The sequence below is a fragment of the Cupriavidus sp. SHE genome, from assembly GCF_000812445.1.
GTDB classification, from domain to species: domain Bacteria; phylum Pseudomonadota; class Gammaproteobacteria; order Burkholderiales; family Burkholderiaceae; genus Cupriavidus; species Cupriavidus metallidurans.
The window spans coordinates 128316-145581 of record NZ_JWMB01000107.1; the positions used below are offsets into that span (position 1 = coordinate 128316).

11 protein-coding genes are annotated in these 17266 nt (G+C 62.9%); 3 read left to right on the top strand and 8 right to left on the bottom strand.

Translation table 11 applies throughout. The features are described 5' to 3' along the window. Window positions 1-44 precede the first annotated feature (44 nt). On the bottom strand, window positions 45-1625 hold the full coding sequence (locus RN01_RS32115; RefSeq protein ID WP_017511227.1) for a phage integrase family protein: 1581 nt from the start codon (window positions 1623-1625) through the stop codon (window positions 45-47). 777 nt (window positions 1626-2402) lie between these two features. Between RN01_RS32115 and ltrA the strand changes: the two genes are divergently transcribed. Both ltrA and RN01_RS32130 read left to right on the top strand, forming a co-directional pair. Further along, window positions 2403-4103, top strand: coding sequence for a group II intron reverse transcriptase/maturase (gene ltrA / locus RN01_RS32120; protein WP_029700476.1), 1701 nt, complete (start codon window positions 2403-2405; stop codon window positions 4101-4103). Between the two features lie 1084 nt (window positions 4104-5187). Beyond that, window positions 5188-7932 carry a LuxR C-terminal-related transcriptional regulator gene (locus RN01_RS32130; protein WP_024570615.1) on the top strand — a complete coding sequence of 915 codons (2745 nt, stop codon included), beginning with the start codon at window positions 5188-5190 and terminating at the stop codon, window positions 7930-7932. 66 nt (window positions 7933-7998) lie between these two features. Here the strand turns inward: RN01_RS32130 and RN01_RS32135 are convergent, their stop codons facing one another. The 5 genes from RN01_RS32135 to RN01_RS32155 form a co-directional block, all read right to left on the bottom strand. Then, a complete protein-coding gene (locus tag RN01_RS32135; protein ID WP_024570614.1) occupies window positions 7999-8886 on the bottom strand; it encodes a TauD/TfdA family dioxygenase in 888 nt (295 codons plus the stop codon). A gap of 45 nt (window positions 8887-8931) precedes the next feature. Next, window positions 8932-9924 carry a tripartite tricarboxylate transporter substrate binding protein gene (locus RN01_RS32140; RefSeq protein ID WP_017511224.1) on the bottom strand — a complete coding sequence of 331 codons (993 nt, stop codon included), beginning with the start codon at window positions 9922-9924 and terminating at the stop codon, window positions 8932-8934. A gap of 16 nt (window positions 9925-9940) precedes the next feature. Next, entirely contained in the window at window positions 9941-10768 is an 828-nt protein-coding gene (locus RN01_RS32145) for an SDR family NAD(P)-dependent oxidoreductase (protein ID WP_017511223.1), read from the bottom strand. Between the two features lie 63 nt (window positions 10769-10831). Continuing rightward, entirely contained in the window at window positions 10832-12016 is a 1185-nt protein-coding gene (locus tag RN01_RS32150; RefSeq protein WP_017511222.1) for a lipid-transfer protein, read from the bottom strand. A 67-nt stretch (window positions 12017-12083) separates the two neighbouring features. Next, complete coding sequence (locus tag RN01_RS32155) at window positions 12084-13640, bottom strand: long-chain fatty acid--CoA ligase (protein WP_024570613.1); 1557 nt, start codon at window positions 13638-13640, stop codon at window positions 12084-12086. Between the two features lie 422 nt (window positions 13641-14062). Between RN01_RS32155 and RN01_RS32160 the strand changes: the two genes are divergently transcribed. Next, window positions 14063-14740 carry a hydrolase gene (locus RN01_RS32160; protein ID WP_008646397.1) on the top strand — a complete coding sequence of 226 codons (678 nt, stop codon included), beginning with the start codon at window positions 14063-14065 and terminating at the stop codon, window positions 14738-14740. Between the two features lie 80 nt (window positions 14741-14820). Here the strand turns inward: RN01_RS32160 and pstS are convergent, their stop codons facing one another. Together pstS and RN01_RS32170 are read right to left on the bottom strand one after the other, a co-directional pair. Then, window positions 14821-15822: a phosphate ABC transporter substrate-binding protein PstS gene (pstS, locus tag RN01_RS32165; RefSeq protein ID WP_017511678.1), complete on the bottom strand. Its 1002-nt coding sequence runs from the start codon at window positions 15820-15822 to the stop codon at window positions 14821-14823. A 176-nt stretch (window positions 15823-15998) separates the two neighbouring features. Continuing rightward, a complete protein-coding gene (locus tag RN01_RS32170) occupies window positions 15999-16811 on the bottom strand; it encodes a DUF1653 domain-containing protein (protein ID WP_035836237.1) in 813 nt (270 codons plus the stop codon). Window positions 16812-17266: the final 455 nt, after the last annotated feature.

Consider the following 17266-nt stretch of genomic DNA (forward strand, 5'->3'; position numbering starts at 1 on the left):
ATTGCGATCCAATCGGGTGACGAAACTGCTCTATTGGATCGCAGTCACCCCAACCGCAACTGCCTCGGCGTGAAGGCTTCGACGTCGACGTCGTGCGTCTCAGCAAAACGTCTCCAGCTTGCCCGGAGCAATTGCTCCAAGCCACTGGCCGAGTAACCTGCAGTCGCTATCGATTGCTTGGCTCGCCCCCGTGCTGTCGACGGGTACTCGATCGGCGCCAGCAACGCGGCATCCGGATCCCATCCCTCACTCAACGTATCCCAAGCCAGTTGTCGGTCTGTCCAATGGGCCGACAGGGCGGACCACGCATCCTCCTCCAGGACGATCTCACCACGCCTCGCCGTACTCTTTGCTTCGAGCAGCAGTCGGCCCGTAGGGGGCGCCGCAGACGGTGAGCAGGAAAAATGAACCAGGCGAAACGAAGCCAATTCGACGATCCGGATTCCGTGACGAGCGAGCAGTAGCGCTGCCGCCAGCGCAGCACGCTGCCGTGGCGAAGACGGGCTGGCACCCAGCCAGGCCAGGAACGATTCGATCGTCTCGCGGGGTAACGCCGCCGGTTTGGAGGATGCCTGCACGGTGGCAATCCCATCCTCGACGACGCCGCTCCGCGCCAAGCTGGCTGAATCTCCCTTGCGCAATGCCCGCAACAGCGCGCTGATCACCCGCATCGCCGCCTCGCAGGAACTGGTACGCAATGGCCCTTCGAACGGCCGCCAGTGCGCCTTGTCACGCGGACCGGCCGGGCCACACCAGAATGATGATGGCTCTGGATTGCCAAGGAACGCCCGATACGCATCCAGGTCTTCGGCGGCCATGGCACGCAATGACTTACCTTGCCCGGCAGCCCAGAGCAGAAACCGTTCGGCCTCGCGACGGTAGCTCTTCCAGGTGTTTGGAGAGCTCGCCCGTGCCGCCACCCATCCTTGAACGTCTTTGAGTTCTTCCCCGAGCGCCATCGCCCAGGGAGCAAATGTTTCCGGTGCACGCATCAGTTCAAGCGGAACAGGGAATGCCATACCTCGTCCCAATGCCTGAGCATAAAGTGCCTTACGATCCACTAATTGTGCCGATACGAGCACATGCGGACTGACCTTGAGCGCCGTCTGGGCGGATTGCGTGCCAAGCCAGCGGACGATGATCTCCGCGGAATGTCGCCCGATACGCGGTACATGACGCCACCAGCCGCTGCCTTTTCGATTGGCCAGGTCGGTCATGTCGGCGATCGTCCGGATGCCCGCTGCCATCAGTCGTCGAGACAGACTGGGGCCGAACCAGAGGGAGACCTGATGCCCTGGCAGTGGGCGCCCCTGGCCCAACTGTTCGATCGAAGTCAGCGCATCTACCCGGCGAGTCATGCCGGCGTCGGAGCGCCCGCGCAGCGCCTCGAACATCTCCGCGATATCGGGGCGATCATGCTGCAAAGCGAACTGGACCAACCGGTCGCGCAGCGCCAGGATGCGCTGTATGGCCTGGTGCTCGGTCAGATCGTCGTCGTCGTCGGGGTCCTGCAGGTACCGGTTGGCGATCTCCAGGGGCTTCATGCCCTGGGCGTACGCCCGCACGACGGCAAATTCCGTTCGCGTCAGTTTCGTGGCGGCCAGCGTATCTCGATCGTCAGGCATGGGGGTCTATGGCCTCTGAATGCACTTTGTGCGCTTGGGATTTCGTCCCGCGTGCGCGAACGCCGACATTGGCCATCCGCACATAAGTGACTGAATTACAACAGGATTATCCAGTCTCCTGTTTCATCCGGCCTGTTCTGCATCACAAAGTGCAATGTAAATTATTTTTTGCGACGTGAGGTCGCATTGTTTGTTGTTTTCACCTCAACGAGGGAGGAAACCGGGCGTTCCGTCGCCCGTAGCCTACCAGTGCATGCGGGGCCGGTAACAGCTCGGTGTGAAGCCACTGGGACAATGTAGCCCGACGTCAGTCACACCAGAGCCGCGAGGCCGAGGTGCATCTGCGAGTGTCGATGCGGATGGGGCGCTAGGCTGGATGGCAAGGTTAAGGTATCTGAACGGTCGTAACCATCGTTATTGCAGAAGGGCCAAAGACACTGACAGGCCCTACCCAACAGGGAACGTAGCGGGCTTGCTCTCTAAAATATGGGGCAACACGGACAAGAAGCGCTACCGGTGGACAGACCGAACCTAAACCATCCCTGCAAACGATGGGGAACACGGTAAGCCCGTATCGCTGCCCTATGGGCAGATCAACCGCAAGGAAGATTGTTGGCGGTGCGGGTACAGGAGTGCGGAAAAAGCGAATGGCGTTCTGTAATCGAACGCATAGGGATTGCGTCGGCAGGCAACATCATCCCACGCGAAAGCGGGCAGACTTCCGCATGGTCTTTCATCACGAGAGAGTTTGATAAACCTTTGAAGGAGGGGAGGCAGATGACGGTGCGGCAAAGCGGCACTGGTGCGCCCTCCGATTGCGCGACGCACTGGCACAGCATCGACTGGACCAGATGCCATCGCGAGATCAGGAGGCTGCAAGCGCGTATCGTGAAGGCAACACAGGAAGGCAAACACGGCAGGGTGAAAGCCCTGCAATGGCTGCTGACCCACTCGTTCAGCGGCAAGGCACTCGCCGTGAAACGGGTAACTGAGAACCGCGGCAAACGAACTTCCGGCGTGGATGGCATCACCTGGTCCACGCCGGGGGCCAAGCTCAAAGCAGTGTCGTTGCTCAAACGGCGGGGCTATCGGCCTCGTCCGCTGAGACGGATCTACATCCCGAAGTCCAACGGGAAACAGCGGCCCTTGGGGATTCCCTGCATGATCGACCGGGCGCAGCAGGCGCTGTATTTGCTCGCTCTGGAGCCTGTGGCGGAAACCACGGCGGACCCGAATTCGTATGGATTCAGGCCCGCACGATCAACCGCCGACGCGATTGGCCAGTGCTTCACTATCTTGGCGACTCGCTTCAGCGCGCAGTGGGTTCTTGAGGCTGATATCCGTAGCTGCTTTGATGAAATATCGCATGACTGGCTGGTCGCCAATATCCCTACGGACAAGGCGACAATGTCGATGTGGCTGAAGGCTGGCTACCTGCACCACAATGTCCTGCATCCAACGACGGCTGGTACACCGCAAGGGGGTATCGTCTCGCCGACGTTGATGAACATGACATTGGATGGGTTAGAGGACTGTCTGCGCTCGAAGTACCGCAGAGGACCCCACAACCCGTCCAAGGTCAACATCGTTCGTTATGCGGATGACTTCATCGTAACCGGCGCGACACGTGAAGTGCTGGCCGAAGAAGTTGTCCCGATGGTCAAGCAATTTCTGGCGGAACGAGGACTGTCCCTGTCGCCGGAAAAGACCAGGATCACGCATATCGGCGATGGGTTCGACTTCCTGGGTATGAACGTGCGCAAATATGGCGGCAAGCTGTTGATCAAGCCCGCCAGCGCCAGCGTTCAGCGCTTTCTGCGCAAGCTCAGGGAGGTGATCAAGGGCAGCGCGATGATGCGGCAAGACGAACTGATAGGAAGGCTCAATCCACTGCTTCGCGGGTGGGCCAACTATTATCGGCATGTTGTGTCGAAGCACACGTTCGGCAAAGTCAGTTGTGCAATGTGGCAAAGTCTGTGGCGCTGGGCGAGGCGCCGACATCCCAACAAAGGCGCAGATTGGGTGCGACGGAAATACTTCCATACCGTCGGATTTCGGCACTGGGTCTTTGCCACGGAGACGGGCAAGACGCTCAGTACAGGGGCTCCCGAGCTTCTGACGCTATATGACATTGCTAGTACGTCGATCAAGCGGCACCGGAAAATCCGGGCCGATGCGAATCCTTACGATCCAAAAAGCGAATCCTACTTCGAGGACCGGTTGGGTCTTGCCATGCGGGACTCAATCAAGGGACGCACTCGACTGATTCGGATGTGGCTTGATCAGGGGCGGAAATGTCCTGTCTGCCAGCAGTTGATCACGAAATCTACATGGTGGCGTCTTTACCATGTGGAACGAACGGTCGACGGCGGACGGGACACCAACGCTAATCTGGTCATGCTGCATCCGGACTGTCATCAGATCGCGCGTGCACGCAGGTTCAAGGTTGTGAAACCGGCTTCCTCAACGAGGCTTTGAAAGGCTTGAGCCGTGTGCGGTGAAAGTCGCAAGCACGGTTCTTAGGGGAGGGCGCAGTGGCAACACTGCGTCCTTACCCGGCTTGCCTGAAGCATAGTAACCTCCTGATCTTGCTGAGTGGCGGATCGAATACCGATTTCTGGCCCGCCTGTCGGCAGATCGGGTACAGCACAGTGACGTCATCCCGGTCTAGGCTCCCCAGGTGAAGCGCTGGCATCAGCCTGGACGACTGCACGGTGGCCAGGGCAGGGCAACACACCCCCAGATGGCTACGCCCGCGCAGGGCCAACTGCTGCGGCCACAGCATCGACGCCTTGATGTCGCGTCCGCCGACTGCATGTCACCGAAGGTGCATCATTTTCAGAATTCATAGAAGGAATGATGGGTCTCTCCAGAAAGATCACCAAATCAAACCGCCCGATGCCGTTCTCCATGCCCCAAAGCCGCTTCTTGTCGTGTCACACGCACCTTGATGAAGGCCAATGGGCGGATTCCGCGTCGTCACCCCCATCGCAATCAGGCTTCTCAGGCACCCAAACGGGCGGAATTTCCAGAAATCATGTAATTCAATTTGGCATTGATTATTAAAGAAAAACATACGCAGCGTTGGGTACGCTTCGTGCGCGGACGCCCCATTGGTACGGTTTACGCGCCACCCGGCCACCATATATGGTGTATACGTGCCATGCGTATACCGCAGAGGCCGTTGCCCGCGCATTTGAGGAAAACAGCAAAAATCGGCGATATTCACTGGAAGAAATTCCAGAGCGCAATACGAGAAGATCGCAATCATTGCGGCGCATAGTCGCCCGCAGCCTCCCAAACACTATCAGCGTCTCGAATGATCTGGCCGGCAGCCACATGTCGGCGGTCCCGCTAGTTCGAAAGAACCACGACAGCCTCGTTCCGCGATGGGAGAATCTTGGTCGTGCCGTCGACATGGCAGAATCTGCACAGCTTTTCAATTGGCGACGAGCGGATCACAGCCGCGGGACACAGGCGTGCCGCAAGTGCCGCCCGAAAAGATCAAACGGAGATAACCCATGGCGAACGCCCCACGCCACGCATGGTGAGGGAAGGAGCAATGAGCGCAGCGACCAGCCGCAAGCCCGGTGACAGTGACACGCAGCGGCGGGGCCTGGTTGCCTCCAAGCTCGTGCCGCCCCGCGCCTTGCCGAATCATCTGGTCCGCTCGCGCCTTGTCGACGTGATGGTGGACGCCGCCTCGGCCCGTCTGATCCTGGTCCGCGCCGCAGCCGGCTTCGGCAAGACCACGCTGATGCAGCAGTACCTGGAACGATGCCAGGCCGGCCGGCGAGCCTGCGTGTGGTTGCGATGCGATGCCGCCGACAATGACCTGCAGCGTTTTCTTCTGCATCTCCACACGGGCTTGCTCAGGCTGCCGGGCTTGACCCGCCATCAGCGCGACGAACGCTCCGACATCATTGCTGGCGAAACCATCGCGCACGAGATCATCGAGATCGCGGCCTCCTATGCGCACCCATTCGCCATCCTGCTCGACGATCTCGAAGTCATCCAGAACGACGCGATCACCGAATATCTGCAGCAACTGGTCAGAGTGCTGTCGCCGCAGGGTGTGCTGGTCATCGGCACGCGTGCCACGCCAGACCTCGGCCTTGGTGGACTTCGTGCAAGGGGCCAGCTTCTGGATATCAACCCGGCCGCATTGCGCTTCAGCGCGGACGAGGCCGCCAGCTTCATCCGGGACAAGTGCGGGCTGCCGCTGCCGGACGGCGAGATCGCCACGCTATGGCGCTGCACCGAGGGCTGGGCGGCAGCCGTCTACCTGGCCACGCTCTCGCTACGCGGACATCCCAATCATGCGGCGTTCGTCCGGTCGTTCTCGGGTACTAATATCGAGCTGGCCGAGTATCTGGCGGAAGACATCCTGATGGGGCAAAGCGAATCGTGCCGCGACTTCCTGCTGCAGACCAGTCTGCTTGGCCAACTGTCAGCGCCACTGTGCGATGCCGTGACCGGACGGCACGACAGCCGCGAAATGCTGAGCTTCCTGGAGCGGAACAACCTGTTCATTACGCCGCTTGATGGCGAGCATCAGTGGTATCGCTATCACAGCCTCTTCGCGAGCTTCCTGCAGCATCGGCTGCAAGTGACTTACCCGGACAAGGCACGCGCGCTGCATGTGGCGGCATCGCGCTGGTACCTGTCGGAGGATCGTCCCGTCCCGGCGATCGAGCACCTGCTGCAAGCCGGGCTTGACGATGAGGCGCTGCCGCTGATCGCCAGCCATACGCCAGCCCTGTTCCAGGCGGGCCGCGTGCGATTGCTGGCGCGATGGCTCGACCGCATCGACCGCAAGCGCTTGCTCGCGGACCCCCATCGCATGGGTCTGGCCTATACGTGGGTCCTGTTGCTCAATCGCCGCTATTCGGAAGCGATGCAGACGATGGCGGCGTTGCTTGCGGCGGATGTTCCCGCCGACCAGCAGGCGAAGATTGCCTTCGAGGTCGAGACGCTGCGATGTGTGCTGCTGGCCATGACCGACCAGATCGAAGCGTGTCTGGCCGCCGGCCTGGCGCATCTGGAGCGGATCCCCCCGGACGCGCCATTCCGGTACGCCAGCGTGGTCAACTCGCAGGCGTTTTCGCTGGTGGCCAGTCATCGGTACGAGGACGCGCGCCGTGTGCTGTCGCGCCTGATGCCGGGTGCGAACGATGTGCGGACAGGATTTCAGCGCAGCATCGCGGATTCTCTCGAAGGCGTCATCGATCTGGTGCAGGGCCGACTCAGCAATGCACTGGCGCGGTTCCGCGCCGTCGCCGAGCGCGGCTGGAGCCCCAGCGAGGTGAGCAGTCTCAGACACGCCTTCCTTCCGGCATGGGCCACTGCCCTCTATGAGGCGAACGCCCTCGAGGATTGCGCACGCGTGCTGGCTGAAGCGATGCCCTACTGCAAGGGCTACGCGCCGCCGGACGCCATGATTGCCGGGTTCATTCTTTCGGCGCGGATGGCGCTGCTGAGCGGCGACCGCGACCGCTGGCTGCGTATGCTGGCGGAGGTCGAGGAGATCGGCCGCAGCATTCAGTTGCCGCGCGCCATCTGTTCGGCCTGGCTGGAGCGCGCGCGCGTTGCCACGATCGAAGGCCGGCTCGATGCCGCCGATCAGGCGTTGCGCAGTGCCGAACTGCACACCGACTGGGCCGCCAGTGACCGCTATGGCCATGCGAACGACATCGACTTCCCGGACTCGATCCGCTGGAGACTCGCGATCGCGCATGGCGAGCATGAACAGACCGCGTCAGAACTGGCCGATGCCATCGCGGTTGCCACCCAACGCCAGCGGCACTGGCGTGCACTGAAGCTCCGGCTTCTGCTGGCCATGGCGCTCGATGGCGCGGGCAGGCAGTCCGAAGCGTTCGAGCAGTTGACCGAGGCCATGCGGCTCGCCAGTCATGAAGGGCTCGTACGGACGTTCGTGGACGAAGGGGATCGTCTGGCGGATCTGCTAAGGCGATGGGCCGACGCGCGTGAAGCGGAGATCGTCCGCGCCGGCATCGACCTTCAGTTCGTCCGCACAGTGCTTGCGCAGATTCCGGCGCCATTGGCCGTGGCCGGCGAGGAAGTGAACAAGGCGCGCGGCGCTGCCATCGCGGAGCCGTTGACGACCCGCGAGCAGGAAGTCCTGCAGATGCTTGCCGCAGGCCATCGCAATCGCGTGATCGCCGAGAAAATGTTCGTGTCGGAACTGACGATCAAGTCTCACCTGCGCAAGATCAGCGCCAAGCTCGGCGCGCAGAGCCGCACGGAAGCCGTCGCCATCGGGCGCAGTCTTGGACTGATTCGATAGCCACTGGCGACACCGCGCTACCACGTGCGCCACGGGCACGCCGTGCCCGTGGGCGGGAGCGCGGGCTCAGACCGGACGCTCGCCGATGATCGTCGCACGCATCATGCGACGCACAGCCGGGAAGTAGTCCTGCACCGCGTAGTGCTGGGTGGAGCGGTTGTCCCAGAACGCGATGGTGTTGGGTCGCCACTTCAGCCGGACCTGATATTCGGGCACCGTGGCCTGCCGATAGAGGTACTGCAGCAGATCGAGCTCGCCCAGGCGGAAATCCGCCCCCACGCGATACTGGATGTGCGCGCCATAGTTGGCCAGGTGCGTCACGAAGCCTTCGTTGACGTAGAGGATCTTCTCGCCGCTTTCAGGATGCGTGCGCACCACCGGATGCGTGGCGGGCGGGAACTTCTCGCGGTTGACAAGGCGCTCCTCCGGCGACATGCGCGCGCCGAACCCCGGCATCAGGTCATGCACCGCCTCGAGGCCATCGATTCGCGCCTTCACATCGTCCGGCAGTCCGGCATACGCCTGGGCCATGTTGACCCAGATCGTGTCGCCGCCCATCGGCGGACATTCCACGCAGCGCAACATTGATCCCATCGACGGCACGGCACGCCATGAGACGTCCGAGTGATAGATGTTCTCGCGCCCCTTCGCATCCTTGTTCCCGCCCAGCAACACCAACTCGGGATGGTCGGGGTGATGCGGAAAGACCGGATGGACCTCGAGTTCGCCAAAGCGCCGGGCAAGCGCCACGTGCTGCGCGGGCGTAATGTCCTGATCGCGGAAGAACAGGACCTTGTGGCGCACCAGTGCCTGGCGCAGTGCCTGATAAGTAGGATCGTCCAGCGTTTCGCGCAGATCGATATCGCCGATCTCCGCGCCGATGACGGGCGTCATGGGGGTGATCGAAAACGGGGCTGCAATCTGTTCGGCAGCCGTTTGCTCGCGAGCGTTCATGTTGTCTCCGGTGGTTGAGTGAGTGGAGCGTGTGGCGATACCGGCTTACTCGAGCCGGATGTTGGCCGCGCGGATCGCGTCCGCCCAGTATTCCTGCTCGGACTTGACGACGTCCGCGAATGCCGATGGCGTGCTGCCCTTGACGATGATGCCCATGTCCACCAGCCGCGCGCGCAGCGCATCGGACACGATCACGCGGTTCACATCGCGACTGATCTTGTCGACCACATCGCGGGGCGTATTTGCCGGCGCGAAAAGGCCGATCCAGCCCTGCCGCTCCAGCCCGGCGTAGCCGGACTCCCGGAACGTCGGCACATCGGGCAGCAGTGGCGAACGGCTCCCGCCGGCCACGGCAAGCGGGCGCAACTTGCCAGCCTGCGCGTACTGGCGCGCCGTGACCGCGCCAACCACGCCAGCGGGGATCTGCCGGCCGAGCAGATCGTTGACCAATGGACCTTCGCCCTTGTACGGCACATGCACCAGCGAGATGCCGGCGGCGCGAGCGAAGATCTCCATCTGCAGATGGCCGCTCGAACCGAGGCCATAGGTGCCATAGGGCAGTGGCTGTCCCTGGCGCGCCACATGTTCCGCGAACTCCTTCGCGGTGCGTGCCGGCGAATCCTGCTGCACGACCAGCGCAAGATGGGACGTAGCCAGTTCCGAGATTGGCGCAAAGTCGCGCACCGGGTTGTAGGCGGCCTTGCCATACAGCGATGGCGCCTGCACCAGCCCCGTCAGCGCCATCAGCAGCGTGTAGCCGTCTGGCTCGGACTTGGCGACCAGATCGGCGCCGATCATGCCGCCCGCGCCAGGCTTGTTGTCCACCACCACGGGGCGCTGCCAGGTCTTGGCGAGCCCCTCGGCAATCAGACGCGCCACCACATCGCCGGTACCCCCGGCTGCGTACGGCATGATCAGCCGCACCGCGCGGGAGGGATATGTCGGCGTTGCACGGCCGGGCAGCGCGATCTGCATGCCGGCCACGCCCGCCATGCCCCAGCCAAGCCGGCGCAGCGCGCGGCGTCTTGCGTTATCCATCTCGGTCTCCTTCCGTTCAGGGACGGCCGCCACCCACCACAAGCACCTGACCCGTGATGTAGTTGGATTCCGGAATGCAAAGCAGGTAGACCGAGCCGGCGGCTTCGGCGGGCGTGCCGCCACGGCCCAGCGGAATCGTGGCCTCGATGTTCTTCATGAGCTGCGGATTCACGCCCACCTTGATTTCATTGCCAGCGATGTCGATGGTGGCATGGCCTTCGCCCGCCACGGCCTCGGTCAGGCGCGTCTTGATCAGGCCGAACGCGACGCTGTTGACGTTGACCTTGTAGCGTCCCCACTCCTTGGCCAGCGCCTTGGTCAGGCCGTTGATGGCAGCCTTGCCCGCCGAATAGTTGGCCTGGCCGGCATTGCCTATCACGCCCGAGACCGAGGAGATGTTCACCACCTTGCGGAACACTTCGCGGCCTTGCTCGGCTTCCTGCTTCGAGGTCTCGCGGAAGTAGTCCGCTGCAGCGCGCAGGATGCGGAACGGCGCGGTGACGTGGACGTCCATGATGGCCGACCACTGGTCGTCGGTCATTTTCTGGATCACGTTGTCCCACGTATAGCCGGCGTTGTTGACGATGATGTCGAGCCCGCCAAAAGTCTGCAATGCGGTGCCCACGAAGCGCTTGCCGAAGTCGGCTTCGGTCACGCTGCCCACGCAGGCTACGGCCCGGCCGCCCATCGCGGTGATCTCGCGGACCACGGCCTCGGCCGGCTCCGCGTCAAGATCGTTGACGACAACCGCCGCCCCTTCGCTTGCCAGCTTCAGCGCGATCTCGCGGCCGATGCCCCGGCCGGAGCCCGATACGATTGCCACCTTGTTGGTCAGTTTGCTCATGCCTCGTGTCTCCTTCGTTTTAGTCGTCTTTTTCAGTGCTGTCCGTCGATGCTCGGCGGGCAGTCACTGGCGCTGGTACAGCGTGACCACGCACGCGCCGCCCAGGCCCAGGTTGTGTTGCAGTGCCAGGCGTGCGCCGGCTACCTGCCGGTCGCCTGCTTCGCCGCGCAGTTGCCAGACCAGTTCCGCGCACTGCGCGAGTCCCGTGGCGCCGAGCGGGTGGCCCTTGGACAGCAGGCCGCCCGAGGGGTTGGTCACCACACGGCCACCGTACGTGTTGTCGCCGTCGAGGATGAACTTCTCGGCGGTACCTTCGGGCGTCAGGCCCAGCCCTTCGTAGGTGATCAGTTCGTTCGCGGTGAAGCAGTCGTGCAGTTCCACCACGTCGACGTCGCCGGGCCCGATGCCTGCGCGTTCGTAGACCTGGGTGGCCGCCGCGTGCGTCATGTCGTAGCCGACCACCTTGCGCATGTCGCCTTCATCGAAGGTGCTGTTGCGGTCGGTGGTCATGGCCTGCGCCGCGATGGCCACGCGCGTGTCGAGCCCATGCTTGCGCGCGAACGCCTCGGTGCACAGGATCGCGGCGGCCGCGCCGCAGGTAGGCGGACAGCACTGCAGACGCGTCAGCGGATCGAACACCTTCGGGGAGGCCATTACTTCTTCCAGCGTGACGGTGTTGCGGAATACGGCGAACGGATTGCGCGCCGCGTGCTGGCGGGCTTTCACGGAGATACGCGCGAAGGTCTCGGGCCGAATGCCGAATTCCTTCATATAGGCACGGCCGGCACCGCCGAAGAACTGCGCCGCGCGCGGCGCCTGATCGTCGAAGCCCTGCACGTCGTTCATCACACGGGCGAAGCGCTCCATCGGGCCGGGGCGGTCCGTGTACGCGCCCTTCAGCGCGCCGGGCACCATCTGCTCGAAGCCGAGCGCGATCGCGCACTCCACCGCGCCACTCTCCACGGCCTGCCGCGCCAGATACAACGCCGTCGATCCCGTGGCGCAGTTGTTGTTGACGTTGATGACCGGAATGCCGGTCAGGCCGACACCGTAGATCGCCGTCTGTCCCGACGTCGAATCGCCGAACACGTAGCCTACGTAGGCCTGCTGCACCAGCGCGTAGTCGATGCCCGCGTCGGCGAGCGCGGCTTTCGCGGCACGCGCGCCCATCACGCCGTAGTCGTCGCTCGCGCCCGGCTTGGTAAAGGGAATCATGCCGACACCGGCTACCACCACTTTGTTGGTCATTGCGCTTTCCTTCTTTTCTTGTGACGAGGAGATAGATGTGGGGTCGTTCGCTGTCGACCCGATTGGTTCAGCTGACCTGCCGCGGCTGGTCCTGCCAGTAGTGCGTGCGCAGTTCGCGCTTGAGGATCTTGCCCGCTGCGGAGAGCGGCAGGTCGGTGCGGAACTCCACGCTCTTGGGGCACTTGTAGCTGGCGATGAGCGCGCGGCAATGCGTGCGCAACTCGTCCTCGCCGGCCTGCAAGCCGGGTCTGAGCACCACCACTGCGTGAACCGCTTCGCCCCAGCGCTCGTGCGGCACGCCGATGACCGCGCAGGAATGGACTGCCGGATGTTGGGCCAGCGCGTTCTCGACCTCGGCCGAATAGACGTTCTCGCCGCCGGTGACGATCATGTCCTTGATGCGATCGACGATGAACAGGTAGCCGGCATCGTCCATGTATGCGCCGTCGCCGGTATGCAGCCAGCCATTGCGCAGTGCCTGCCGCGTTTCCTCTGGCTTGTTCCAGTATCCCAGCATGATGTTGGGGCCGCGCACGATGATCTCGCCGACCGTGTTGCGTGGGACTTCATCGCCGTTCGGGTCGACGACCTTGACGAACACACCGAAGCCGGGGCGGCCCGCCGACCGGTACAGCCCGCTGGCGCGGCCCACCGGGCCGTGGTTGGCAGGCGGATTGACCGATACCACCGGCGACGCTTCGGTCAGCCCATAGGCGTGCGAGAACTCGACATTCGGCATGGCGGCCAGCGCCGCATCGAGCACCGCGCCGTTGATCGGTGATGCGCCATAGTTGATGCGCTTCAGGCTGCTGACATTGCGTCTGGCGAAGTCCGGGCACGCCAGGATCGCCTGCAGCATCGTGGGCACGAGCATGATGTCGTTGACGCGCTCGCGTTCGAGCGTTTCCAGCACCTCGGCCGGATCGAACGTCGGCACCATCGTGTGCGTGCCGCCGATGACGAACACACCCACTGCCTTGGCCATCGCCGCCGTATGGAACAGCGGTGCTGCGTGGAGCGTGATCGTCGCTTCGTCCAGCGGGAACTGGGCGAGGCGCGAGATCGACGACGACCACAGGTTCAGGTGCGACTGCATGACACCCTTCGGCTTGCCGGTGGTGCCGCCCGTGTACATGATCGAGGCCAGATCTTCGCCGCCGCGCATGGCGTCCGGTACGGGGGTCGCGTCTGCGAGCAGGGCCTCGAATCCCAGCATTCCTGGCGGCGGCGGGCCGTCGCCCGCATGAATCAGAATCGGCGCCCGCTTCGCCGTGGCGCGGATTGGCTCGGCCATGGCCAGAAAATGGTCGTCAACGATCAGGATGCCGGTATCGCAGTCATCGAGCGAATAGACGATTTCCGGCACGCTCCAGCGCGTGTTGACTGGATTGAGGACGCCACCGCCCCACCACACGCTCATTGCGTATTCGAGATAGCGGTCCGAGTTCAGGGCCAGCATGCTGACGCGGTCGCCCGGGTTCATGCCGAGTTGCTGCAAGGCGCCGGCGAGGCGCGAGACACGCTCGGAGAATTCGCGATAGGTACGCCGGCGGCCTCTGAATATCGTGGCGACGTGGTCGGGCGTCTGCTGCATACGACGGTGTAGGCCCTGGGTCAGGTACATGCTGTCTCCGGCTTGCAATCGGTCTCGATATCGGGCGGCGAAGGCCGCGCCTGTTGATGAGACCGACTGTAGACAGCATGTCGCCCACGGGCGACCGTCGAAGGGAGGAATCTCGTCCCCCCGTGCGTGTAGTTCGTTCGAACTACACGCGATCCGGCGCGATGCCGGGTCTACGCCTCCTGCATTGCGCCGAAGCGCTGGGCCAGATATTCGATCCCGGCATCAGGCGGACCAGGCGAAGCAGGCGGACCAGTGTCCTGGGCACCATTGTTCATGAGATAGGACTCTGATGTGCAACTTAGCAATCTACCGCCAGCAGTGTTCCAAAACTAAGCTGTCGTCATCGACCCGCCATCGTCCCGGCGGCGGGCCCTCTCCCCTTACGGTGGCGTGCCACCACCTTATGAAGAAGGAGCTTCACCATGACCCAACCCGCCAACTTCAACGGCGCCCGTCCCGTGATCGATCCGGCTGATACGGCCATGCTGCTGATCGACCACCAGAGTGGCCTGTTCCAGACCGTCGGCGACATGCCGATGCCCGAGCTGCGCCAACGTGCCGCCGCGCTGGCGAAAATGGCCACGCTGAGCAAGCTGCCCGTGATTACCACGGCTTCGGTGCCGCAAGGCCCCAACGGCCCGCTGATCCCCGAGATCCACGAGAACGCGCCGCACGCGAAGTACGTTGCGCGCAAGGGCGAGATCAATGCGTGGGACAACCCCGAGTTCGTCGCCGCCGTGAAGGCCACCGGCAAGAAGACGCTGATCATCGCCGGCACCATCACCAGCGTGTGCATGGCGTTCCCGTCCATCAGCGCGGTTGCCGACGGCTACAAGGTCTTTGCCGTGGTCGATGCCTCGGGCACGTACTCGAAGATGGCGCAGGAAATCACGCTGGCCCGCGTCGTGCAGGCAGGCGTGGTGCCGATGGATACCGCCGCGGTGGCGTCCGAGCTGCAGCGCACCTGGAACCGTGACGATGCCCAGCAGTGGGCCGAGATCTACACGAAGATCTTCCCCGCGTATCAGCTGCTGATCGAGAGCTACCTGAAGGCGCAGGACGTGCAGAAGAACGGCGAGGCGCTGGATTCCTCGCGTTGATCGGCACGGCATGGCATGGCCGTCGCGGCCGCGAGACCAACGTCGTAAATCTGTGCGCCGCGTACGCGTTCTGATCGACGCTACTTGAAGGTCTCCGCCCAGTACGCGATCACCTGCTTCACCAGTTCCGGCGGCAGTGCCACGTAGTGCTCGGCCGACGCATCGGATTGCCCTTCGGCAAGCGCCCACTGAAAGAACGCCAGCGCATCCTTCGTATTCGACGGGTGCGCGGCGGAACGCTGCATCAGCACGAAGACCGTGCCCGTGATCGGCCACGCATTCGGACCCGGCGCATTGGTCAGCACCTGATAGAAGTCGAGCCGCGGGTTCCATTCCACGGCCGTCACCGCGGCGCTGAACGATTCGCGCGAAGGCTTCACGTAGAGACCATCGCGGTTCTGGACCAAGGCATAGGGCAGGCTCTTCTGCAGCGCGTAGGTCAGTTCCACATAGCCGATCGCGCCGCGAATATTGTGGATATAGAGCGATACGCCCTCATTGCCGCTTGCGTTCATCCCGACGGGCCAACGCACCGTGGTGCCTGCCCCGACTGCCGCCTTCCATTCGGGGCTCACCTTGGAAAGGTAGTCAGTCCAGTTGAACGTGGTGCCCGAGCCGTCGCTGCGATGGACCACCGTGATCTTCAGGTCGGGAAACTGCACGCCGGGATTGGCCGACGCAATGGCCGCATCGTTCCAGTTGGCAACCTTGCCGCGATAGATATCGGCCAGCAGCGCGCCCGTCATGTGGATCTGCCCCGCGCCAATGCCCTGCAGGTTGATCACCGGCACGACGCCGCCTACCGCGATGGGAAACTGGACCAGTCCTGCGCGCTCGAGCTCTTCGGGTTTGAGAGGCATGTCCGTGGTGCCGAACGTGATGCTGGCCGCCTTGATCTGCCGGATGCCGTTGCCTGAGCCGATGGGTTGGTAATCGATCTGCCGGCCTGTCCTGGCGTAATACGTGGCCGCCCATTTCGCCATCAGCGGGTAGACGAATGTGGAACCAGCCCCAGTGACATCTCCGGCAAATGCACTGACCGCGGCGAATAGCAGCGCCAGCGCCGCGATGTGTCTGCCCATGATTATTGGTCCTTCTTCAGGCTGCACGAAACCGGCTTCTGGAGATTCAGGTTAGCAGATGGCCGGACGTTTGCATGACATCTGTCATTTGGGGCGACTTTGGTGCGATTTAGATGACAGTCATATTTCCGACACATCTCCGGGGCAGGTCCGGAGATGGTCTTCGCAACCCTGAATCAGTTGGCTTTCGCTTGCCCGACGTTTGCAAGAACTCTTGCGATATTGCGACGAGCCGGACCTTCGAATTCGGCGAATGCCGTCGTCAAAAACAGTTTCGGCCGTTGCGCCAGTGACCCGAGGAATGCCGCGCGGCGAACCATGAATGCGTGATACAACGCCTCGCCGGAAAGTTGGACCCTGCTCGCCAGCAAGCCGCGGTTTTCATCGAATACGGCTAGCCCATGCGCGTCGAAGACATCATCGTCGGCGGCCAGACGAAGGAGGTCGAGATCCAGGACCGTTGCGGCGTCGGGCACGCTTGCTTCATGCGTGCGGGTATCGAGAATGATCTGCCTTGCAAGGTGAATCACGTCGGCATTCACGTCCTCGACCATGGTGTCGAGCAAGGCCGCCGAGGCCGCTTCGTTGTGCTCGAAGCCCGGGACGTACACGGCGTCATGAAACAGGACGGCGAGCGCTTGCGCAGGATTGAGTGCGATGCCGAGTGCGTGGGCTTGCTCGAACATCTCCAGCACGTGTCGCCGGTCATGGTATTTGCGGTACGGCGCATCGTACAAGGCCAGTACCTGAAGGACCGTCTTGCGTGGCAGGAAGTCCAGACACGACAAGGCCGGTGCCCAGTGCGGCGCGAATCTGGCGACGTCGCCCGTCGCGGTCGAGACGGGCTCGGTGAACACGTCGGCGTGTCGTACCCAGAGCAGCGAGCGGTCACGCATGGATTCGTACACCACGACCGGTGTCATGTCGGCTTCGAAACGGCCAACCCCGGTCACGAGATAGGCGCCACCCTTGTAGTGGCGATATGGCATGCCCGGTACCAGGTCCGGGTTGTCGGGCAGGGCCGTGAGGTCGGCAGGCGATTGCGATTGTGGCTGTGATTGCGAGCCAGTATTTTCGGTAGCGGCCAAGGGGCCCCCTGTAGTTATTGAGTCGGAGCAGCGCAACGCGTGGTGTGCGAACCGTGTCCGTTAATCGAGGCCGCCATTATGGGCCTCCGGTTTGAATCCGGGCGTTACCGCAGCGTCACTTGCCGTCGTCGCAGGCGGGCTCTTGTGCGCCGCACAGCGGAGATTCACACGCCCATTGCTATGTGCGCAGATCGTCGCAACAGATCCTGCAATGGCTCCCTGCGTCCTCCTACGGAGAAACCCGCTGCGCCGCACCATCACCTTGCATTCACTCAGTGCCCTTCCTATGCTGAACATCAGAATTAGATTTAGTTTGAATCAGTATTCAGAAGGATCTAATGCGCTACATGCGCAAA

Bases quoted from the DNA above. Each gene is read 5' to 3' on its own strand.
- RN01_RS32115 (WP_017511227.1), bottom strand. From the start codon at position 1,625: ATGCCTGACGATCGAGATACGCTGGCCGCCACGAAACTGACGCGAACG.
- ltrA (WP_029700476.1), top strand. From the start codon at position 2,403: ATGACGGTGCGGCAAAGCGGCACTGGTGCGCCCTCCGATTGCGCGACG.
- RN01_RS32130 (WP_024570615.1), top strand. From the start codon at position 5,188: ATGAGCGCAGCGACCAGCCGCAAGCCCGGTGACAGTGACACGCAGCGG.
- RN01_RS32135 (WP_024570614.1), bottom strand. From the start codon at position 8,886: ATGAACGCTCGCGAGCAAACGGCTGCCGAACAGATTGCAGCCCCGTTT.
- RN01_RS32140 (WP_017511224.1), bottom strand. From the start codon at position 9,924: ATGGATAACGCAAGACGCCGCGCGCTGCGCCGGCTTGGCTGGGGCATG.
- RN01_RS32145 (WP_017511223.1), bottom strand. From the start codon at position 10,768: ATGAGCAAACTGACCAACAAGGTGGCAATCGTATCGGGCTCCGGCCGG.
- RN01_RS32150 (WP_017511222.1), bottom strand. From the start codon at position 12,016: ATGACCAACAAAGTGGTGGTAGCCGGTGTCGGCATGATTCCCTTTACC.
- RN01_RS32155 (WP_024570613.1), bottom strand. From the start codon at position 13,640: ATGTACCTGACCCAGGGCCTACACCGTCGTATGCAGCAGACGCCCGAC.
- RN01_RS32160 (WP_008646397.1), top strand. From the start codon at position 14,063: ATGACCCAACCCGCCAACTTCAACGGCGCCCGTCCCGTGATCGATCCG.
- pstS (WP_017511678.1), bottom strand. From the start codon at position 15,822: ATGGGCAGACACATCGCGGCGCTGGCGCTGCTATTCGCCGCGGTCAGT.
- RN01_RS32170 (WP_035836237.1), bottom strand. From the start codon at position 16,811: ATGCCATATCGCCACTACAAGGGTGGCGCCTATCTCGTGACCGGGGTT.